Consider the following 20,579-nt stretch of genomic DNA (forward strand, 5'->3'; position numbering starts at 1 on the left):
ACCAATCAAATTACGTTATGCGTAATCAAATTACGATAAAAACAACCCGGGCGTGCCTCGACCTCTGCAACAGAGCGAGCGGCCACTGCCGACTCCCTGTTCAGGAGGCTCCATGAACCCCGATTCAACGATGCCAGCGCTGGCCTACCAGTCAGGCTTCGGCAACGAATTCAGCAGCGAAGCGTTGCCCGGCGCACTGCCTGTCGGCCAGAACTCCCCGCAAAAAGCCCCGTACGGTCTTTACACCGAACTGTTCTCCGGCACGGCGTTCACCATGGCGCGCAGCGAAGCGCGGCGGACCTGGATGTATCGCATTCAGCCGTCGGCCAATCACCCGGCATTCGTCAAACTGGACCGGCAACTGGCGGGCGGCCCGCTGGGTGAGGTGACCCCCAACCGCCTGCGCTGGAACCCGCTGGACATTCCTGCCGAGCCGACCGATTTCATCGACGGCCTGGTGAGCATGGCCGCCAACTCGGGCGCAGAAAAGCCGGCCGGGATCAGCATCTACAACTACCGCGCCAACCGTTCCATGGAGCGCGTGTTCTTCAATGCTGATGGCGAGATGTTGCTAGTACCTGAACTGGGGCGCCTGCGCATCGCCACCGAACTGGGCGTGCTTGAACTCGAACCGCTGGAAATTGCCGTACTGCCACGCGGCCTTAAATTCCGCATCGAATTGCTCGATCCGCAAGCCCGCGGTTACGTCGCCGAAAACCATGGCGCGCCCCTGCGTCTGCCGGACCTGGGACCGATTGGCAGCAATGGCCTGGCCAATCCACGGGACTTCCTGACCCCGGTGGCGGCCTACGAAAACCTGCAACAACCCACCACGCTGGTGCAGAAGTTCCTCGGCGAGTTGTGGGCCTGCGAGCTCAATCATTCGCCACTCAACGTGGTCGCCTGGCACGGTAACAATGTGCCGTACAAATATGACCTGCGCCGTTTCAACACCATCGGCACCGTCAGTTTCGATCACCCCGATCCGTCGATCTTCACCGTGCTGACCTCGCCGACCAGCGTTCACGGCTTGGCCAACCTCGACTTCGTGATCTTCCCGCCACGCTGGATGGTGGCCGAGAAAACCTTCCGTCCGCCGTGGTTCCATCGCAACCTGATGAACGAATTCATGGGTTTGATCCAGGGCGAGTACGACGCCAAGGCCGAAGGCTTTGTGCCGGGCGGTGCTTCGTTGCACAGCTGCATGAGCGCCCACGGTCCCGACGGCGAGACGTGCACCAAAGCGATCAACGCGGACCTCAAGCCGGCGAAAATCGACAACACCATGGCGTTCATGTTCGAGACCAGCCAAGTGTTGCGCCCAAGCCGTTTCGCCCTCGATTGCCCGCAACTGCAAAACACTTACGACGCCTGCTGGGCTACGTTGCCCGCCACTTTCGACCCGACCCGGAGATAACCCATGACGCAGACTTCCATCACACGCAGCTGGGTTGCATCCGCCAACGGCCACGCGGATTTCCCCCTGCAAAACCTGCCACTGGGCGTGTTCAGCCTCAACGGCTTGGCACCGCGCAGTGGCGTGGCCATTGGCGAGCATATCTTTGATCTGCAAGCAGCCCTTGAGGCCGGATTGTTCGATGGCGCCGCGAAGACTGCCGTCGAGGCTACCCGTGGCGGCCAGCTGAATGCGTTCTTCGAACTGGGCCGCGAGGCTCGCGTCGCCTTGCGCGAGCGTTTGCTGGAACTGTTCGCCGAGGGCAGCACCCTGCACGGCAAGATCGAAGCCCAGGGCGCAAAACTGCTGCCGCTGGCGGCGGATTGCCAGATGCACCTGCCGGCGAAAATCAACGACTACACCGACTTCTACGTCGGCATCGAGCACGCGCAGAACGTCGGCAAACTGTTCCGTCCCGACAACCCATTGCTGCCGAACTACAAGTACGTGCCAATCGGCTACCACGGTCGTGCGTCGACCATTCGCCCGTCCGGTACCGACGTACGTCGCCCGAAAGGCCAGACCTTGCCGGCCGGTCAAACCGAGCCGACCTTCGGTCCTTGCGCGCGCCTGGACTACGAACTGGAACTGGGTATCTGGATCGGCCAGGGCAACGACATGGGCGACTCGATTGCCATTGGCGACGCCGCTGATCACATCGCCGGTTTCTGCCTGCTCAACGACTGGTCGGCACGGGATATCCAGGCCTGGGAATACCAACCACTGGGACCGTTCCTGTCGAAAAGCTTCATCACCAGCATCTCGCCGTGGGTGGTCACCGCCGAAGCGCTGGAGCCGTTCCGTCGTGCCCAGCCTGCGCGTCCCCAAGGCGATCCGCAGCCGCTGCCGTACCTGCTCGATACGCGCGATCAGGCTGCTGGCGCGTTCGACATCGAGCTGGAAGTATTGCTGCTCACCGAGGCCATGCGCGAACAGAACCTGCCAGCCCATCGCCTGACCCTGAGCAACACCGGACACATGTACTGGACCGTGGCGCAAATGGTCGCGCATCACAGCGTCAACGGCTGCCAATTGCAGGCCGGTGACTTGTTCGGTTCGGGCACCTTGTCGGGGCCGCAGAACGGTCAGTTCGGCAGCCTGCTGGAAATCACCGAAGGCGGTAAAAAGCCGATCGAACTGGCCTCGGGCGAAGTGCGTAAATTCCTTGAGGACGGTGACGAAATCATCCTGCGCGGCCGTTGCCGCCGCGACGGTTTCGCCTCCATCGGTTTCGGCGAATGCCGCGGCAAAGTGCTGCCGGCACGCTAACAGGAGCGGGGCATGGAACTCTATACCTACTACCGTTCGACGTCCTCGTACCGGGTGCGTATCGCGTTGGCGCTCAAGAGCCTGGATTATCAATCCTTGCCAGTCAACCTGATCGCACCCCTGGGTGGCGAGCATCGACAGCCGCCTTATCTGGGCATCAACCCGCAGGGCCGCGTGCCAGCCTTGCGCACCGATGAAGGCGAGTTGCTGATCCAGTCTCCCGCGATCATCGAGTACCTGGAGGAGCGTTATCCACAAGTGCCACTGCTGTCCAAAGACCTGGCTGCCCGTGCCCACGAGCGCGGCGTAGCGGCAGTGATCGGCTGCGATGTGCACCCGCTGCACAACGTCAGCGTGCTCAATCGGCTACGCCAGTCGGGCCACGATGAACCGCAGGTGGTGGAGTGGATCGGTCACTGGATCGGGCAGGGGCTTTCCACGGTGGAGCAGTTGATCGGTGATGAGGGTTACTGCTTCGGCCCCGAACCCGGGCTGGCGGACGTCTACCTGATCCCGCAGTTGTACGCGGCCGAGCGGTTCAATGTTTCTCTTGAGGCTTACCCTCGGATTCGGCGAGTGGCGGCATTGGCGGCGACGCACCCGGCGTTCATAAAGGCGCATCCGGCGAATCAGCCAGATACGCCATAACGCCTCACACCGCTCCCACAGGTTTCAGTGGTGCATACAAATACTCGTCACAGCGCAAAATAAAGGTGGGAGCGGCGGTGCGGCGGTCCGACTTGCTCGCGAAGAGGGCGTGCCAGTCAACAATTATGTGGCTGACACACCGCTTTCGCGAGCAAGCCCGCTCCCACAGGGTTTTTGTAATCAGTGAACGATGGAATTCGGCGGCAAATGCCCCAGCCTTTCCGTCAGGCGAATCCGCTGGATCGGATCGTCGCTGAGCAGCAACGCATGCTCCAGGTCAAAACGCTCGGCGTTCGGGCAGTCCAGCCGTTGGTACAGGCTGGCCCGGGCCAGATAGTCGGCCGCAGTGGCATTGCCCAGTTCCAGGACGCGCTCGGCGTCGATCAAGGCATTGATGAAATCGTCGTGGGACAGGTACAACTGGCGCAGGTTGCGCGACAACCGTTGCAGCATCTGCACCGGCTCGGCGGTTGTCAGGTGATCGGCGTTGAGCTTCATGTTCGGGCCATACTGGCGCTGCAGCAGTTCCCGACAATCGTTCGGATAAAGGCGACGGCCACCGCAGGGGTCGAGCAAATGATCGGCGCCCGGCACCCGCAGCAGGAAATGCCCGGGGAAGTTGACCCCGACCATGGGAATCTCCAGGCCCCTGGCCAACTCCAGCGCAATCAGCCCCAGCGTCAAGGGTTGCCCTCGTCGGCGCTCCAGTACTTTGTCCAGCAGTGCCACTTGCGGGCGCAAGGGGGTGAAGTCGTCCTGGGCGAAGCCAAGGTCATTCAAGCGCCGCAGCAGCGGCTGGGCCAGTTCACTGACCGGCAGCATCGGCAAGCCGCCACTGACCCGTTGTTGCAGCTCCTGAAAATCGGCCAACAGTGCTTGCGGCTGCACCTCGCTGTCGTGCTCGGCCGCAATCCACAGTGCCGCCTCGAACAGCGCGGGCGGTGAACGTTGCAGGCAGGCGAAGAACGATTGGCGCGGGGTCATCAAAATCTCCGGGCAATGCCTCGTTTTAGCCCCCTCTCCGGCGTTCGTCCAGTGCTGTAAAAGGGCGACCACAGGATATTTCCGAAAGTCTGCATCGGGACCGTGCTTATTCCGGTGCGCTTCTGCAATTTTTGGGCGCAAGCCTATACTGGCGTCTACAAGAAGTGATTCGGGAGCCTTACGATGTTCGCTCTCATGCAAAGCACTCGCCTTGAATCGCTGCATCTGAGCGTTGACTCGGTCACCGGGTTGAAGGCGGTCATTGCCATTCATAACAGCCGGCTGGGGCCTGCCCTGGGCGGTTGTCGTTACCTTGCCTACCCCAACGACGAATCGGCGGTCGAGGATGCTGTGCGCCTGGCCCAGGGCATGAGCTACAAGGCTGCGCTGGCTGGCCTGGCCCAGGGCGGCGGCGTGGCGGTGATCGTGCGCCCGGCCCATGTGGAAAACCGCGCGGCATTGTTCGAAGCCTTCGGACGCTGCATAGAACAGCTCGAGGGCCGCTACATCACCGCCATCGACAGCGGCACCTCAGTGGCGGACATGGATTGCATCGCCCAGCAAACCCAGCACGTCACCAGCACCACTTCGGCGGGTGACCCCGCGCCCCACGCGGCGATGGGCGTGTTCACCGGTATCCGCAGCACCGCCATGGCCCGGCTCGGCAGTGACAACCTCGAAGGCCTGCGCGTTGCCATCCAGGGCCTGGGCAATGTCGGGTATGCATTGGCCGAACAGCTGCACGCCGCCGGTGCCGAACTGCTGGTCAGCGACATCGATCATGGCAAGGTGCAATTGGCCATGGAGCAACTCGGCGCCCACCCGATTGCCAACGACGCGCTGCTCAGTACACCTTGCGACATCCTCGCGCCCTGCGGACTGGGCGGAGTACTCAACAGCCATACCGTGACGCAGTTGCGATGCTCGGCGGTGGCCGGTTCGGCGAACAATCAGCTGACACATCTGGATGTCGCCGACCAACTGGAACGCCGGGGCATCCTGTATGCGCCTGATTACGTGATCAACGCCGGTGGGCTGATTTACGTGTCGCTCAAGCACCGCGGCGAAGAGCTGCCGACCATCACCGCACACCTGTCGAAAATCAGTTCGCGCCTGACCGAAGTGTTCGCCCACGCCCAGGCGGAAAAACGCTCCCCCGCACGGGTGGCCGACGAGTTGGCGGAGAAAGTGTTGTACCGATAGAAGCTCGGGCGATCTTTTTTGTAACGGGCATGAAAAAGGCCCTGGGTCATTCGACTCAGGGCCTGTTCAATTCGGGCTTTGCCTACTTGGCGGCTTTGGGGGCCTTGGCAGGCTTGGCCGGGGTGACAGGCTCAGCGGCCTCAACCTCTGCAACAGGTTGTGCGACTTCAACCGGCGCGCTGAGCAGTTCGGACAGGGCATCCGGCTGGCTCTTGAACGCCTTGGCGAATACGTCGCGATTTTTCGCCATGTAAATCCCGGCTTCTTCCACTTGCTGCTCGGTCAGGGACGGAACGGCTTTCTGTAACACTTCAGCCAGCAATTCGGCCAGTTCGAGCATTTTGTCATGACGGTCAGCTTCGGCTTTATCCATGAACAAGCGCTCCAGATCTCGGCTGCTGCGGTATACCACTTCGACGGCCATTCACCACCTCACATGCCTTCACATTGGTTGTCGATTTCGACTACTGTATCTATATACAGCTAAAGGATAAGCGAAACCCTGTCTTTTGGGTAGTGGCTTTTTAATGTAGACCGGATTCGGGATTTGTCAGGCAAGGCGTGCGCAGGTGCGACCAAACGCCACGGCGCGTAATCCAGAGCGGCTCGCCATCATGGGCTGGCCTTTTTTCTGCATGCAGGAAAACCGTCACGTCCAACCCGCATCATCCGGTCGAATCGACCTAAGGAAGCAGCATCGTGAAAATCAACTGGGCCGAAAAACTGCGGCAGAACGTGCATGAACTGGCCGAGTCCCTGGGCAATCTGTTCGTCGAAACCTTTCACTACCTGGCGTTGTTCGCCATTGGTGCGGTGACCGCGTGGGCGGCGGTAATGGAGTTTCTCGGGATGATCGAAGAAGGGCACATCAAGATCGATGACATCTTGCTGCTGTTCATCTACCTGGAACTGGGGGCGATGGTCGGGATTTACTTCAAGACCAACCACATGCCCGTGCGCTTCCTGATCTACGTGGCGATCACCGCGCTGACGCGGCTGCTGATTTCCAACGTTTCGCACCACAACCCGCCGGACCTGGGGATCATCTACCTGTGCGGCGGGATTCTGCTGCTGGCGTTTGCGATTTTGGTGGTGCGTTACGCTTCGTCGCAATTTCCTTCGGTGAAGATCGAGAACCCACATCGCAAGACCGGTGCGGGCTCCAGTGAACATCCGGAAGTAGAAAAGGGCGAGCTTTAAAGCCCCATGGCGGGTCGGGGACGGCCATTGGCTGATGGCGGCGGCAGGCTGCGCGTGCCGCCATCGGTCATGGATTCGAGGATGGCCACGGCGCTGTGGCCCTGCTCGATGGCAATGCCGAACTGGATGCTTTGCACCAGTCGTTTCAGGCGCTCGGGATCATTGCGTTGTTCGGCGCTGATCATGCGTTTTGCGACTACGCGGCCACTGTTGGACAGGGTCAGCATGATGCTGCCATCCAGGCCCTGAATGCTCAGGTTGATCTGGTAATCCGCTGCAAAGGCATCGGTAATGAGCTGAAAAGGGTTGTCCATGATGCGTCACCGCCTGATTGAACGTGCAGTTGTTGACCGGCCGTGATCGGGTTGGTTCGCAATGCCTGACCACCGGCCATCTCGCCATCATTGTTCCAGCAGGGAAGTAGCAAGGCCCATGCCGGAAAATTGTCGGACAAAAAAACCGGTAACAAAAAGGCGGGCACTGAGGCCCGCCTGGTTTTTGTCTGCCTTTGCCTGCCCGTTTCAGGGCAATAACGGCTGGCGTGCAACCAAAATGGTCAACATTCCACCCAGTTCACCGCCAGGCCGCCCCGTGACGTCTCTTTGTATTTGTCGTGCATGTCGGCCCCGGTGTCGCGCATGGTACGGATCACCCGGTCCAGGGAGATGAAGTGCTGGCCATCGCCGCGCAGGGCCATTTGCGTGGCGTTGATGGCCTTCACGGCGGCGATCGCGTTGCGCTCGATGCACGGCACTTGCACCAGTCCGCCAACCGGGTCGCAGGTAAGACCGAGGTTGTGTTCCAGACCGATTTCGGCGGCGTTCTCCAGCTGCTCCGGGGTGGCGCCAAGCACCTCTGCCAGGCCGGCGGCGGCCATGGCGCAGGCGGAGCCGACTTCACCCTGGCAGCCGACTTCAGCCCCGGAGATCGATGCGTTTTTCTTGCACAGGATGCCGACCGCAGCTGCGCCCAAAAAGAACGAGACCACGTCATCGTCAGACGCATCGGCATTGAACTTCATGTAGTAGTGCAGCACTGCCGGAATGATCCCCGCCGCGCCGTTGGTCGGTGCCGTGACCATGCGCCCACCGGCGGCGTTTTCTTCGTTCACGGCAAGGGCGTACAGGTTGACCCATTCCATTGCCGACAAGGTGGACGTAATGACATTCGGCTTGCCGATTTCCTGCAGGCTGCGATGCAGTTTCGCCGCTCGACGCGGCACATTCAGACCGCCGGGCAAGATGCCTTCGTGGCGCAAGCCCTGTTCGACGCATTCGCGCATCACCGACCAGATATGCAGCAAGCCCTGGCGAATGTCTGCGTCACTGCGCCAGGCCCGTTCGTTGGCCATCATCAGTTCGCTCACCCGCAGCCCGTGCTGGTTGCAGAGCTTGAGCAGTTCGGCGGCGCTGGAGAAATCGTAAGGCAGCACCACATCACCGGCCGGTGCGATCCCGGATTCGGCTTCGGCCGCTTCGATGATGAAACCGCCACCCACCGAGTAGTAGGTCTGCTCGAACAGTTCGCCGGTTTCACCGACGGCTGTCAGGGACATGGCGTTGGGGTGGTAAGGCAGGCTTTCGTTTAGCAGCAGGAGGTCGCGTTGCCAGTCGAAGGCAATTTCCGTTACGCCTGCCAGGCACAATTTGCCGGTTTCGCGCAGGGCGTGAATGCGGCTGTCGATGGTGGTCGGATCGATGCGGTCGGGCCATTCGCCCATCAGGCCCATGACGCAGGCGCGGTCCGTTGCGTGGCCGACACCGGTCGCCGACAGAGAACCGTAAAGGCGAATTTCCACGCGTCGCACGTCAGCCAGAAAACCCTGATTGAGCAGCGCTTGGGCAAAGGTTGCGGCAGCGCGCATCGGACCGACGGTATGGGAACTGGACGGGCCGATGCCGACTTTGAAGAGATCGAAAACACTGATAGCCATGCTAAAGCCTGTACATGTAATGGAAGGAAAATCGCTGCCATTTCTGTAGGACAAGCGCAATTTGGGCGATACTGCCTGTCACGATCCTGCGTGACCAACGAAAATTCCTAAGACATCCTTTAGCAGGACTAAACGATGAGCCGTCAATTACACGCCCAGACGTATGTCTGGCTGAACGTGTTTGCCTGTGCCGCGCGGCACCTGTCGTTCACCCGGTGCGCCGAAGAGCTGCACATCACACCGGGAGCGGTCAGCCAGCAGATCCGCCAGCTGGAAGAACGCCTGGGCTTTCGCCTGTTTCACCGTCGCGCCCGCGGGGTGGAGCTGAGCGCAGAAGGCCAACGCCTGGCCATTACCGTCAACGAGGCCTTTGGCAGCATCGACGCGGAATTGCGGCGACTGGATGCGGGCATGATCAGCGGGATCCTGCGGGTGCGTTCGATTCCGTCGTTCCTGAGCAAATGGCTGACACCGCGCCTGCCGCGCTTGCAGCAGCGCTTTCCGGACATCCAGTTGCGCCTGGTGGCCGAGGACAGCAGCGTGCCGTTGCATGAAGGCGACTTCGACCTGGCGATCGACCTCAATGACGGCAGTTATCCGGGCCTGTTATCCACAGCCTTGCTCGATGAACAGATTTTTCCGGTGTGCGCGCCGAGCCTGTTGCGTGGTCGTCCGCCGCTGCACGGTCCGGCAGACCTGATGCACTTTCCCTTGCTGCACGACATCACCGCCTGGCGCGGCAGCTATGAGTACGCGGAATGGGAGTTTTACCTCAATGCCATCGGCTTCGAGGGCGCGGATGTGCGACGTGGCCATACCTTCAATCGCAATCACCTGACCATCGAAGCGGCCATCGCCGGGATGGGCGTGGCGATTGCGCGCCGAACCTTGCTCAATGATGAGTTGGAGCGTGGAGCCTTGATCGTGCCGTTTGGCCTGGCGGTGCCCAATCACAAGCGCTACATGCTGCTTTACGCACCGGGGGCGTTGAGCCATCCGGGTGTGCGTGCGGTGCACGATTGGTTGGTGGAGGAGGCGGGTGCTTTTCGCAGCCTGCACCCGCTGGGGGAGCAGCAGATGTGAGGAATTTTGGCGGGTAAGCAGGGCGACCCGACTCCCGACAGTAACAGCGCTTTTGCTCGTTGTCCGGCTTTTTTTGCGTATGAATATTTATCTTTTTTCAGGGGTTGAATTGTTCAGCGTACAGACCGATTGTGTAAGTAAGAGGTCACGGTGATGACGCCCAAGGGCTTAGCTGACCGGCCTCTCGCGAGCTAGCTGAAATAAGGGATGAACTATGCAAATCCAAGTCAATAGCGATAACCATATTCAAGGCAGTAAACGACTGGAGGAGTGGGTACGTACGACCATTGAGAGCACGCTCGAACGCTACGAAGAGGACCTGACACGAGTCGAGGTCCACCTGCGGGACGAGAACGGCGACAAGCCGGGTCCCCACGACATGCGCTGCCAGCTGGAGGCGCGGCCAAAAGGCCATCAACCGGTTTCCGTCACCCATAAAGCCTCCACCATGGAGCAGGCGATCGACGGAGCGGCCACCAAACTTGAACATGCGCTGGAGCATATGTTCGGCAAATTACGCGGAAAACGAGCCAATGTGGTGCCCATCGAGAGCGCTGCCCATGCCGACCATCTGCTGGAAGAAGAGTTTCTTGAGAACGAACAGGCAGCGCTTAACGGCTGACACCTGATTCACTTTTTTACCTTTCCATGAAAACGGGCCTGCATTGCAGGCCCGTTTTGTTTTCGGTGGCTTTTGGATTCCATGGTCATTGACTGGCTGTGGGGCAGCCAGGTTTGCGCTGCAATCAACGCGCGTACATAGAGGGCTACACCCGATCCTTTTGCATGTGAGAATATTTATCATTATTATCGCGGCCTGCCGGCCCCCTGACGCTGTCGTGGCCTCACCGGTTTTCAGGTCGAAACATGAACGATGATCACTCTGCCCCCCGACCCCCACGATATCGAGCACGATCAACAGCGTGGCGACCGTGCGCATTTTCTCCAGGTGTTTCTCTCCCAGCGTTCGCAAATGGAAGCACTGGTGAGTCGGCGTGTCGGTTGCCGGGCGACGGCGGCTGACCTGGTACAGGATTTGTTCCTGCGTTTCTGGCGGCGGCCGCTGGTGCAAGTCGAGGAACTCAGCACCTACCTGTTGCGCTGTGCCGGCAACATCGCCATCGACCATTTGCGCAGTGAAGGCACGCGGGGCCGGGCCAGCGAAGGCTTGATGGTGGAACCAACGGACGGCGATGGCAGCGGACCGCAAGCGGCACTGGAGGCGGGCAACGATTTGCGCAACGTCGAAGCCGCGTTGCGCGCCTTGCCGGAGCGCACGCGGCAGATCTTCTTGCTCAATCGCATTCACGGCCGCAAATACGCCGAGATCGCCAAGGCCATGGGCTTGTCCCAAAGTGCCGTGGAAAAACATATGATGCGCGCCCTCGAAGCCTGCAAGGCCAGCCTTCGGGAGCCCGATCCGCGTACGCCAGGGAAAGCACCGTGAACCACTTCGAACGCGTCGTTCCGACACCTGCGCAGGAGCAGGCCGCGCAGGGCTGGCTGAGCCTGTTACATGACCAACCCGGCAGGGGTGACCAAGTGAAGTTCAGCCAATGGTTGCAGGCCGACCCCGCCCATGCCGAGGCCTATGCCCGGGCGCAGGTCCTGTGGGAGTTGAGCGAAGGGCCGGCGCGCACACTTGCCAATGAAGACGCTTTTGCCTTGCAGGGGTATCTCAACGCCATGGACAAGCCGCGGCGCAGCACGGTTGGGCGCTGGTCCGGTGTGTTGGCGATGGCCGCATGTCTGCTGTTGATGATCAGTCTCGGCACAGGCTGGCAGCCGATGCGCTGGATCGATGACCTGGGGGCGAATTACGTCTCGGCACCGGGAGAAATCCGCACCGTCACCCTGGCCGATCAGTCACAGGTGACACTGGATGCCGACAGCGCCATCGCCGTGGATTTCAGTCGCGGGGAGCGACATGTGCAACTGCGTCGTGGCACCGGTTTTTTCAGCGTGACGCATACGGGGGAACCCTTTGTTGTCGATGCGGAACAAGGCCAGGCGCGGGTCTTGGGGACGCAGTTCGAAGTCCGTTTGCAGCCCCACGGTGCACAGGTCACGGTGCTGTCCGGCCGAGTGGGCGTGACGGCGGACCAAAACGCCGAACAGCAAATTCTTACCGCCGGCCAGCAAGTGGCCTATGGCGAAGGCGCGGCGCAAACGCTCCACGCGGTAGACAGCGAAGCGCAGTTGGCCTGGCGCCAGGGCTGGCTCAATTACTACAAGGCGACGCTGGCCGATGTGGTGCGGGATTTGGCGCGCTATTACCCCGGGCGGATCTTGATACTCAACGATGAACTGGCGATGCGCCGGGTCAGTGGCAGCTTTCCGAGCAGGAACCCGCAGGCGGTGTTGAGTTCGTTGCAGGGAGTGTTGGGGTTTGAGCAGCATCAGGTTATGGGGCATCTGATTATTTTGCGTTGAATCGATTGGCCCCATCGCGAGCAAGCTCGCTCCCACAGGTATTGAGTCGGTCACAGTATTGGGGCAACACATAACCCTGTGGGAGCGAGCTTGCTCGCGATGACGGCCGAACAGGCACCCAATAACTCAATGTAAAAATATTTTCATTTTTTTGCTGAGGTAAACCCGATTGCCATTCGTGTAGTGACTGAAACTGCGAGTCATTCGCATCCGCTGCGGTTCTACACAGGTCATGAGTCATGAAGTCCAGGGCAAAATCGGGGTCGATCAATCAATGGTTGGGTGTGTCGGCGTTGAGCTTTTTGGCAATGGCGTTGTTGGCGCCGAGCGTGGCGCTGGCCGCAGAGGCTGGCAGCAGTCAGTCCCGTGGGCAATTCAATTTCGCACTGGCCGCCAAACCGTTGCCCCAGGCCCTGAGTGATTTCAGCCGAGTGACCGGCATCAGCGTCGTCTACACCGATGAAGCGCCGTACGGTCTCAATGCGCCGGCCATCAATGGCCAGATGAGCGCCGAACAGGCTTTGCAACGTCTGCTCACCGGTTCGGGTTTGACCTTTCGTCGCACCGACGGCCACACCATCGCACTGGAACCACGGCCGACTGAAGGTGCGTTGAACCTGGGGGCGACCACCATCACCTCGGTGATGGATGACTCCATGAGCTATCAGCCGCCGCCGACCTCTTCGGTGATGCGCTCCTCGGCCCCGGTTCAGGAAATCCCGCAGACCATCAATGTCGTCCCGGCCCAGGTCATCCGCGACCAGGCGCCGCGTAATCTCGATGACGCCCTGGCCAATGTCAGCGGCATCACCCAGGCCAACACCTTGGGCAGCACCCAGGACTCGGTGATGGTCCGCGGCTTCGGCGACAACCGTAACGGCTCGATCATGCGCGACGGCATGCCGATCGTGCAGGGCCGTGGCCTCAACGCCAGCGTGGACCGGGTCGAAGTGCTCAAGGGGCCGGCCTCGTTGCTCTATGGCATCCAGGATCCGGGCGGCGTGGTCAATATGGTCAGCAAGCAGCCCGAGCTTGAGCAGTACAACGCACTGACCGCGCGCGGTTCGAGTTATGGCGACGGCAAGAGCGGCAGCGGCGGCGGTCTCGACAGCACCGGAGCCCTCGGCGATTCCGGACTGGCCTACCGGATGGTTCTGGACTACGAAGATGAAGATTACTGGCGCAACTTCGGTGTGCATCGCGAGAGCCTGATCGCGCCTTCCCTGGCCTGGTATGGCGAAAGCACCACGCTGCTGTTCTCCTATGAGCACCGCGAATTCCTCACACCGTTCGACCGCGGCACGCTGATCGATCCACGGACCAACCATCCGCTGGACATCTCGCGCAACGAGCGTCTCGACGAACCGTTCAACAACATGGAAGGGCGTTCGGATCTCTATCACTTCCAGGCCGATCACGAACTCAACGACAACTGGAAAGCCCATTTCGGCTACAGCTGGAACCGCGAAACTTACGATGCGAGCCAGGTGCGCGTGACCGCCATCGACACTAAAAAAGGCACTCTGACCCGCAGCATGGATGGCACCCAGAATGCGATCAGCACCGACCGGTTCACCACTGCGAGCCTCGAAGGCAACGTGAACGTGCTTGGCATGCAGCACGACCTGCTGTTCGGCGTCGATGACGAGTATCGCAAGATCTACCGCGAAGACCTGATCCGCCAGAAAAGCCTGACCACATTCAGTTACGTCAACCCGGTCTATGGTCGGGAAGTGGCAGGCACCACTGTCAGTGCGGCCGACAGCGCGCAGACCGATGAATTGCGCAGCGATTCGGTGTTCCTGCAAGACTCCATCCACCTCACCGATAAGTGGATTCTGGTGGCCGGTGCGCGTTTCCAGGCGTACGACCAATACGCCGGCAAAGGCGTGCCGTTCCACGCCAACACCGACAGCAACGGGCAGAAATGGGTACCGCGCGCGGGCCTCGTGTACAAGTACACCGATGCCTTGTCGTTCTACGGCAGCTACACCGAATCGTTCAAACCCAACTCCACCATTGCGCCATTGAGCGGCAGCAGTACCGTGCTGGACGGTGGTATGGCGCCGGAAGAAGCCAAGTCCTGGGAGCTGGGTGCCAAGCTTGATCTGCCGGGCCGCGTCACCGGCAACATCGCGCTGTTCGACATCAAGAAACGCAATGTGCTGGTGGCCAATGCCGAAGGTCCGACCACGATTTACAGTGCCGCTGGTGAAGTGCGTTCCCGTGGCCTGGAAGTGGATCTGAGCGGTCAACTGACGGATCGTTGGAGCATGATCGGCAGCTACGCCTACACCGATGCCGAGGTTACCGAAGACCCGGTTTACAAAGGCAATCAGTTACAGAACGTGGCGAAGAACAGCGGCTCGTTGTCGGCTGTTTATGACTTCGGCAGCGTCATTGGCGGCGATCAGCTTCGGGTTGGCGCCGGGGCGCGTTATGTGGGTGAGCGCGCGGGCAATGCGGTGAACGATTTCGACCTGCCGAGCTACACCGTGGCCGATGCGTTCGCCACTTACGACACCAAAGTCGAAGGGCAGAAGGTCAAGTTCCAGCTCAACGTGAAGAACCTGTTCGACCGCACCTACTACACCTCGGCGGCGAGCCGGTTCTTTGTTTCGATGGGGGATTCGCGGCAGGTGACGTTGTCGAGCACCTTGGAGTTCTGACGACAGGCGGCGTCATCGTTCTTCGTCGGAACGCCGCCCGGAGCCGGCTCGCTCCCACAGGGAAAAGCAGTCCAAAGGTGGGAGCGAGCCTGCTCGCGATGGCGGCCTGAAAGGAGCCGAAGATCCCGGATCTAGCGCAAAAACGCCTGCCGATACTCACCGGGCGTCCCGCCAAGTGACTGGCGAAAGCGATTGGTGAAATGGCTGGCACTGGAAAAGCCGCAAGCCAGTGCAATCTCCCCCAGTGGCTGCGAGGTCGTGCGCAGCAACTCCCGCGCCCGGTCAAGGCGCCGCGCCAGCACGTACTGGTGGGGTGGCAAGCCGAAGCTTTCGCGGAACATCCGCGCAAAGTGGTACTCGGACAACGCGCACAACGCCGCCAATTGACCGAGGCTGATGGCCTCGTCCAGATGGCTGTCGATGAACTCCACCAGATACCGACGCTGATGCGCGGCCAAGCCGCCTTTAAGGCGCAAACCCTGGCGTACGCTGACCTGGTTGAGCAGGGCATGGCTGAGCAGTTCGTGAGCCAGGCTGCTGGTGAGCAGGCGCTCGCCCGGCTCATCCCAGTTCAAGGTGATCAACTGCCGAAAGCGTAGCGCCTGCTGAGGATCATCAAGAAAAGTCTGCTCGCGCAGCTGCATTTCCCGTGGCTCGCGATCGAGCAAGGTGATGCAGCCGAGGGCAAATTGTTCGGGGCTGAAATACAGGTGCGCAAGGCGAATATCGCCGTTGATCACCCAGCCTGACTGGTGATCGGCCGGGAGGATGCACAGTTTGTCCGGACCACCCTTGTTACCGGGCTGGTCACGGCGAAAGGTGCCGGTGCCGCCGGCGATGTAACAGGACAACGTGTGATGGCTGGGCGCTTCGTATTCCTGGGCGTCGTGGTGATTGCTCCACAAGGCTGCGGACAAGCCGTCACCGAGCTCGGCGCTATGCTCAAGGCGAGCATTCGGCGAACGGTTGAGGGCTTGAAAGACTTGCAGGTTGTCCAGTGCGGCCATATGGGTTCTCTCCAACGCCTTGCATCCTACTCCGTAGACGCGTGCCTGCCAGCCTGTCGCCAGACAAAAGCGCAAGTTTATGCAAGTGCGCCCAGGCGTGGCGCCGGAGACTGGGCTCATATCGAGGAGCCTTAGTCATGAACCTTTCTTTGTACCTGCTGACCGTGTTGATCTGGGGGACCACCTGGATTGCCTTGAAATGGCAACTGGGCGTGGTGGCCATTCCCGTGTCGATCGTCTATCGCTTCGGCCTCGCCGCGCTGGTGCTGTTCGTGATCCTGCTGCTCAGCCGACGCCTGCAAGTGATGAACCGTCGCGGGCACCTGATCTGCCTGGCTCAAGGCTTGTGCCTGTTCTGCGTCAACTTCATGTGCTTCCTCACCGCGAGCCAGTGGATCCCCAGCGGTCTGGTGGCCGTGGTGTTTTCCACCGCCACCCTGTGGAATGCCCTCAACGCGCGGGTGTTCTTCGGTCAGAAAATCGCCCGCAATGTGCTGATGGGCGGTGCGTTGGGCCTGCTGGGGCTGGGCTTGCTGTTCTGGCCGGAGCTGGCTGGGCATACCGCCAGTGCGGAAACCTTGCTCGGTCTCGGTCTGGCCCTTTGCGGCACCTTGTGTTTCTCGGCGGGCAACATGCTTTCGAGCCTGCAACAGAAGGCCGGTCTCAAGCCGCTGACCACCAATGCCTGGGGCATGGCTTACGGGGCGGCGATGCTAACCGTGTGGTGCCTGGTCAAAGGCATTCCCTTCGACATGGAGATGAGCACGCGTTACATCGGGTCACTGTTGTACCTGGTGATTCCGGGATCGGTGATAGGGTTCACCGCTTACCTGACGCTGGTCGGGCGCATGGGGCCGGAACGTGCTGCCTACTGCACTGTGCTGTTCCCGGTGGTGGCGCTAAATGTCTCGGCGTTCGCCGAGGGTTACCAGTGGACCGCTCCGGCACTGGCGGGGCTGGTGATGGTCATGTTGGGTAATGTGCTGGTGTTTCGCAAGTCCAAGGCAAGTGCCGCTCCGGTGGCGGGCAAGCTGGCCTGAAACTATTCAGGTATCCTTTACCGCCAACAGATAAATAATACCGAAGAACATGTATTCAATGTGGGTTTGTGCCCATTCAAAGGCGTTGGCCTGTTTGGAGTACTCTAAGTCAAACCATTCGTTTAGTATGATGATGTAGAAAATCTGATACGCAAAAATGGCTGTAATAAAGCCTATTATGGAAAATTTTTTGGCTTCGTTGAACTCGCCGTGTGGTGCGCCGAGTTTGCGGTAGAGTTGATAAACTCCAACTATGAAGCTGCATGTGAATATGGTCTCTAGTGTTATCAGTGCCCAGTAAAAACGGTGGTGAAAAAGGGTTGAGCTGATAGCGCGGTAACGGCGGGAGTCATTGCCGACGGTGTCGCTCATGCTGATGATTCGCCCGATATACTCGGCGTATGCAGTGTAGTCGGTAATGTTGTTGATAAGGGTTGTTGTACCGAATAATGCCGCCATGAAGACAACTATTAATTTGCTCCGCCTTACTAGGCAGGCAGTGGTGAAATAGCTCATGCAGGATACTCTCCGAATGTACGATTGATGCGTTTTTGTCTTTCGGAGTTTATAGGGGTTTGGATGGTGTGGGGGTGAAGAGTGGTTTGCAGGTTATGTCGCTTGTTATATGGGCTGGACGGTAAATTGTTTGAGGGAGATGATTCCGGATTGTATATAAAGTGGCACGCCGATTATGACGTGCCATTGTTTAATCAGACTTTCCACACCTGCGGATTGACCAGATCCTGCGGCCGTTCACCCAGCAAGGCACTGCGCAAGTTGGCCAGGGCACGGTTGGCCATGGCATCGCGGGTCTCATGGGTGGCCGAGCCGATGTGCGGCAAGGTCACGGCGTTTTTCAGCTGGAACAGCGGCGACTCGGCCAGCGGTTCTTTTTCGTATACGTCCAGCCCGGCACCACGAATGCGGTTGTTTTGCAGCGCTTCGATCAGCGCCGGTTCATCTACCACCGGACCGCGGGAAATGTTCACCAGAATGGCACTCGGCTTCATCAGCGCCAGTTCTCTGTGGCTGATCAGATGCTTGGTTTTCTCGCTGAGCGGCACCACCAGGCAGACGAAATCGGCTTCGGCCAGCAATTGATCGAGGCTGCGGTACTGTGCGCCGAGTTCCTGTTCCAGTTCGGTCTTGCGGCTGTTGCCGCTATAGATGACCGGCATGTTGAAACCCAGGCGACCGCGTCGGGCGATGGCCGCACCGATATTGCCCATGCCGATGATACCCAGGGTCTTGCCGTGCACATCGCAACCGAACAGCTGTGCGCCGACAGTGGCCTGCCATTGCCCGGCCTTGGTCCAGGCGTCAAGTTCGGCGACGCGACGGGCGCTGCTCATCAACAGGGCAAACGCCAGGTCGGCGGTGCTTTCGGTGAGCACATCCGGCGTGTTGGTCAGCATGATCCCGCGTTCGTTGAAGTAGGCCAGGTCATAGTTGTCGTAGCCCACCGAGACGCTGGACACCACTTCCAGGCTGGTGGCGTTCTCCAGCTGCGCACGACCGAGTTTTCGGCCTACACCAATCAAGCCATGGGCATGGGGCAGGGCTTCGTTGAACTGGGCATTGATGTCGCCGTTTTTCGGATTAGGCACGATGACGTCGAAGTCTTGTTGCAGGCGTTCAACCATTTGTGGAGTGACGCGGCTGAATGCAAGGACGGTCTTTTTCATGGAGGGCGGGCTCGTCGGGCGGTGAAGAATGATGAGCACGCTAACATTCTTCACGGGATTTGTGCGAGTCGTCAGGCGGTCAATGCAAGCTTGCAGCTTGCCGAGCTCCATCCAGTTATACTGCCGTACTTCTTATACTGTGGCATGCGGCTCACTCACCGGGCCCGACACTTCATGCACCACCCGGAGCTTTCATGACTTCCCCGAAACAACCGCCAGTCGCCGACGCCCTGAGCGACGTGCAGGCCGAGCTGCCAGACAGCGTCGACTCCAGCGCCGATAGCGAAACCAAAGCCGAGATCCCGGCCTTCAGATTCCCGTTCAAGCCGGGTGAGCTGGCAGCTGCCAAGGGCTCCAACCAGCCGTGGTACAAGAACGGCGCCAAGAACGGCCACACCAAGACGCCGGGCATGGCACCACCGGGGACTCGTCGGTCGATGGGTAAGCGCTGAGTCGTTATCTCTGCAGTGCCTGATCTGCCGTCTTCGCGAGCAAGCCCGCTCCCACATTTGGAATGCAATCCCCTGTGGGAGCGAGCCTGCTCGCGATGGCGTCGTGTCAGAGCGGTATCGGTTCCCGGCGAACCGCGCGCATCCCGACGCTTTCATACAAGCGCCGCGCCCGAAGGTTGTCTTCACGTACCTTCAGATCCACGAAGCCTTCACGCCGCTGCTGGAACACCTTGAACGCCTGCAACAACAGTGCACGCCCCAACCCCCGGCCCTGAAACCGCGGATGCACCACCAGGTTCTTGATATAGGCACTGGTCCAGCACTGGCAAACACCCACTACTTCCCCAGCATCCAGGGCAATGAAGCACAGGGCCGGGTCGTATTCCGGATCGGTTTCGAACTGCCGTTGCCACATCTCCAGCGCGGCTACGCGACCACCGCCGTCGAGATAACCGAACTCCATCAACCGGTGCACGGCGGCGCCCAGTTCGGGGCGGTACTCGCTCAATTGCAGGCCGGCTGGCCAAGCGGGGGACGGCACGATTAAAGAGAGGTCGCGCCGCATCAGCCAGCAGAATTCTTCGTTCAACACTCAATAACCCTGTTCGGCGACAGCCTTGGCCGCGGTAATCAGGCACTGGGTCAATTCCGGCGAAGAGAATTTGGTCAGCACCGCGTTCGCTCCTGCCAGTCGTGCTTTTTCGGCGTTCATCGCACTGTCCAGCGAGGTGTGCAGCAGTACATAAAGATGCGCGAAATCCGGGGTTTCCCGCAGGGAGCGGGTGAAGGCGTAGCCGTCCATCTCCGACATCTCGATGTCCGAGACGATCAGGTTGATCTGTTGCGCGGTGCCTTGCAGGTCCAGCAGGCAGTCGATGGCTTCCTTGGCGCTGCGGGCGGTATGGCATTGCAGGCCAAGGTTACGCAGGGTGTGCACCGATTGCTGCAAGGCGACCTGGCTGTCGTCAACCACCAGGATGCGCGCGTTGCCGAGCAGTTCGGCGTCTTCCATGCTCAGCTCGGTCGGCGCCATTTCGATTTGTGCCGGGGCGATGCCGTGGATGACTTTTTCGATGTCCAGCACTTGCACCAGAGTGCCATCGACTGACGTTACGCCGGTGATGTAGGCGCGCAATCCACCGGAGCCGAAGGGAGGAGGGCGGATGTCGGTGGTCAGGCAGTGGACGATCTTGCTCACGGCCTGCACATGCAGGCCCTGCTTGGAGCGGCTGACGTCGGTGACGATCAGGCAGCCGCCATTCGGGTCTTCCAGCGGACGCTCGCCAATGGCACGACTGAGGTCGATCACCGACAGCGAGGCGCCGCGCAGGCTGGCGATGCCTTTGACGTGGGGGTGCGACTCCGGAAGTTTGGTCAGCGGCGGGCAGGGAATGATTTCACTGACCTTGAGCAGGTTGATTGCCATCAGCTTGCCGCTGCGCAGGGTAAACAGCAGAAGCGAAAGTGAGTCTGCGCGGGCTTTGGTGGAGGACATAGGAACCTTCTCTGGAAAAAGG

At 60.2% G+C, this 20,579-nt stretch carries 20 protein-coding genes and 1 pseudogene; 12 read left to right on the forward strand and 9 right to left on the reverse strand.

The window, feature by feature from the left end; translation table 11 throughout:
- Window positions 1–112 precede the first annotated feature (112 nt).
- The 3 genes from hmgA to maiA are packed head-to-tail and all read left to right on the forward strand — an operon-like array spanning window position 113 to window position 3,373.
- On the forward strand, window positions 113–1,417 hold the full coding sequence (hmgA, locus tag ACMDB8_RS03925) for a homogentisate 1,2-dioxygenase (RefSeq protein WP_056728438.1): 1,305 nt from the start codon (window positions 113–115) through the stop codon (window positions 1,415–1,417).
- Window positions 1,418–1,420: 3 nt separating this feature from the next.
- A complete protein-coding gene (fahA, locus tag ACMDB8_RS03930) occupies window positions 1,421–2,725 on the forward strand; it encodes a fumarylacetoacetase (protein ID WP_409078289.1) in 1,305 nt (434 codons plus the stop codon).
- Between the two features lie 12 nt (window positions 2,726–2,737).
- Window positions 2,738–3,373 (forward strand): maleylacetoacetate isomerase, encoded by a 636-nt coding sequence (gene maiA / locus ACMDB8_RS03935; protein WP_056728443.1) that lies wholly within the window; start codon window positions 2,738–2,740, stop codon window positions 3,371–3,373.
- A gap of 180 nt (window positions 3,374–3,553) precedes the next feature.
- Here maiA and ACMDB8_RS03940 read toward each other — a convergent pair whose 3' ends face one another.
- The gene (locus ACMDB8_RS03940) at window positions 3,554–4,357 is read right to left on the reverse strand and encodes a SirB1 family protein (RefSeq protein WP_056728445.1); all 804 of its coding nucleotides are present in this window, start codon (window positions 4,355–4,357) and stop codon (window positions 3,554–3,556) included.
- A gap of 183 nt (window positions 4,358–4,540) precedes the next feature.
- Between ACMDB8_RS03940 and ACMDB8_RS03945 the strand changes: the two genes are divergently transcribed.
- Window positions 4,541–5,560, forward strand: a complete 1,020-nt coding sequence (locus ACMDB8_RS03945; RefSeq protein ID WP_056728446.1) for a Glu/Leu/Phe/Val dehydrogenase family protein — start codon at window positions 4,541–4,543, stop codon at window positions 5,558–5,560.
- 184 nt (window positions 5,561–5,744) lie between these two features.
- Here the strand turns inward: ACMDB8_RS03945 and ACMDB8_RS03950 are convergent.
- Window positions 5,745–5,984 (reverse strand): annotated as a pseudogene (locus ACMDB8_RS03950) (YebG family protein); the annotation flags it as partial.
- Between the two features lie 275 nt (window positions 5,985–6,259).
- Here ACMDB8_RS03950 and ACMDB8_RS03955 point away from each other — a divergent pair.
- Window positions 6,260–6,760, forward strand: coding sequence for a phosphate-starvation-inducible protein PsiE (locus ACMDB8_RS03955; RefSeq protein WP_008000650.1), 501 nt, complete (start codon window positions 6,260–6,262; stop codon window positions 6,758–6,760).
- On the opposite strand, the gene ACMDB8_RS03960 is transcribed toward ACMDB8_RS03955, so the two are convergent.
- Together ACMDB8_RS03960 and ACMDB8_RS03965 are read right to left on the reverse strand one after the other, a co-directional pair.
- Window positions 6,757–7,074: a DUF3509 domain-containing protein gene (locus ACMDB8_RS03960; RefSeq protein ID WP_056728450.1), complete on the reverse strand. Its 318-nt coding sequence runs from the start codon at window positions 7,072–7,074 to the stop codon at window positions 6,757–6,759. The two genes, ACMDB8_RS03955 and ACMDB8_RS03960, sit on opposite strands and share 4 nt — an antisense overlap.
- A gap of 242 nt (window positions 7,075–7,316) precedes the next feature.
- A complete protein-coding gene (locus ACMDB8_RS03965; protein WP_056728452.1) occupies window positions 7,317–8,693 on the reverse strand; it encodes an L-serine ammonia-lyase in 1,377 nt (458 codons plus the stop codon).
- A gap of 135 nt (window positions 8,694–8,828) precedes the next feature.
- On the opposite strand from ACMDB8_RS03965, the gene ACMDB8_RS03970 reads away from it, so the two are divergent.
- The 5 genes from ACMDB8_RS03970 (at window position 8,829) to ACMDB8_RS03990 (ending at window position 14,878) form a co-directional block, all read left to right on the forward strand.
- The gene (locus ACMDB8_RS03970; protein ID WP_056728454.1) at window positions 8,829–9,776 is read left to right on the forward strand and encodes a LysR substrate-binding domain-containing protein; all 948 of its coding nucleotides are present in this window, start codon (window positions 8,829–8,831) and stop codon (window positions 9,774–9,776) included.
- Between the two features lie 214 nt (window positions 9,777–9,990).
- Window positions 9,991–10,398, forward strand: a complete 408-nt coding sequence (locus ACMDB8_RS03975; RefSeq protein ID WP_008046771.1) for an HPF/RaiA family ribosome-associated protein — start codon at window positions 9,991–9,993, stop codon at window positions 10,396–10,398.
- A 252-nt stretch (window positions 10,399–10,650) separates the two neighbouring features.
- Entirely contained in the window at window positions 10,651–11,223 is a 573-nt protein-coding gene (locus ACMDB8_RS03980) for an RNA polymerase sigma factor (protein ID WP_223542476.1), read from the forward strand.
- Window positions 11,220–12,209: a FecR family protein gene (locus tag ACMDB8_RS03985; protein WP_409078288.1), complete on the forward strand. Its 990-nt coding sequence runs from the start codon at window positions 11,220–11,222 to the stop codon at window positions 12,207–12,209. The genes ACMDB8_RS03980 and ACMDB8_RS03985 overlap by 4 nt, the downstream gene beginning before the upstream one ends.
- Before the next feature lie 239 nt (window positions 12,210–12,448).
- On the forward strand, window positions 12,449–14,878 hold the full coding sequence (locus tag ACMDB8_RS03990) for a TonB-dependent siderophore receptor (RefSeq protein ID WP_056728459.1): 2,430 nt from the start codon (window positions 12,449–12,451) through the stop codon (window positions 14,876–14,878).
- A 131-nt stretch (window positions 14,879–15,009) separates the two neighbouring features.
- On the opposite strand, the gene ACMDB8_RS03995 is transcribed toward ACMDB8_RS03990, so the two are convergent.
- Window positions 15,010–15,885, reverse strand: a complete 876-nt coding sequence (locus tag ACMDB8_RS03995) for an AraC family transcriptional regulator (RefSeq protein ID WP_056728461.1) — start codon at window positions 15,883–15,885, stop codon at window positions 15,010–15,012.
- 137 nt (window positions 15,886–16,022) lie between these two features.
- Between ACMDB8_RS03995 and ACMDB8_RS04000 the strand changes: the two genes are divergently transcribed.
- Window positions 16,023–16,925: a DMT family transporter gene (locus tag ACMDB8_RS04000; protein ID WP_056728462.1), complete on the forward strand. Its 903-nt coding sequence runs from the start codon at window positions 16,023–16,025 to the stop codon at window positions 16,923–16,925.
- Between the two features lie 6 nt (window positions 16,926–16,931).
- On the opposite strand, the gene ACMDB8_RS04005 is transcribed toward ACMDB8_RS04000, so the two are convergent.
- Window positions 16,932–17,441, reverse strand: a complete 510-nt coding sequence (locus ACMDB8_RS04005; protein WP_409078287.1) for a DUF2165 family protein — start codon at window positions 17,439–17,441, stop codon at window positions 16,932–16,934.
- Window positions 17,442–17,635: 194 nt separating this feature from the next.
- The gene (locus ACMDB8_RS04010) at window positions 17,636–18,610 is read right to left on the reverse strand and encodes a 2-hydroxyacid dehydrogenase (protein ID WP_409078286.1); all 975 of its coding nucleotides are present in this window, start codon (window positions 18,608–18,610) and stop codon (window positions 17,636–17,638) included.
- A 194-nt stretch (window positions 18,611–18,804) separates the two neighbouring features.
- On the opposite strand from ACMDB8_RS04010, the gene ACMDB8_RS04015 reads away from it, so the two are divergent.
- Complete coding sequence (locus ACMDB8_RS04015; RefSeq protein ID WP_056728467.1) at window positions 18,805–19,062, forward strand: hypothetical protein; 258 nt, start codon at window positions 18,805–18,807, stop codon at window positions 19,060–19,062.
- A 106-nt stretch (window positions 19,063–19,168) separates the two neighbouring features.
- Here the strand turns inward: ACMDB8_RS04015 and ACMDB8_RS04020 are convergent, their stop codons facing one another.
- Together ACMDB8_RS04020 and ACMDB8_RS04025 are read right to left on the reverse strand one after the other, a co-directional pair.
- The gene (locus tag ACMDB8_RS04020) at window positions 19,169–19,627 is read right to left on the reverse strand and encodes a GNAT family N-acetyltransferase (RefSeq protein ID WP_056728596.1); all 459 of its coding nucleotides are present in this window, start codon (window positions 19,625–19,627) and stop codon (window positions 19,169–19,171) included.
- A 27-nt stretch (window positions 19,628–19,654) separates the two neighbouring features.
- Window positions 19,655–20,557, reverse strand: coding sequence for a chemotaxis protein CheV (locus ACMDB8_RS04025; RefSeq protein ID WP_409078285.1), 903 nt, complete (start codon window positions 20,555–20,557; stop codon window positions 19,655–19,657).
- Window positions 20,558–20,579: the final 22 nt, after the last annotated feature.

It is taken from the genome of Pseudomonas monachiensis (assembly GCF_047345015.1).
GTDB classification, from domain to species: Bacteria; Pseudomonadota; Gammaproteobacteria; order Pseudomonadales; family Pseudomonadaceae; genus Aquipseudomonas; species Aquipseudomonas monachiensis.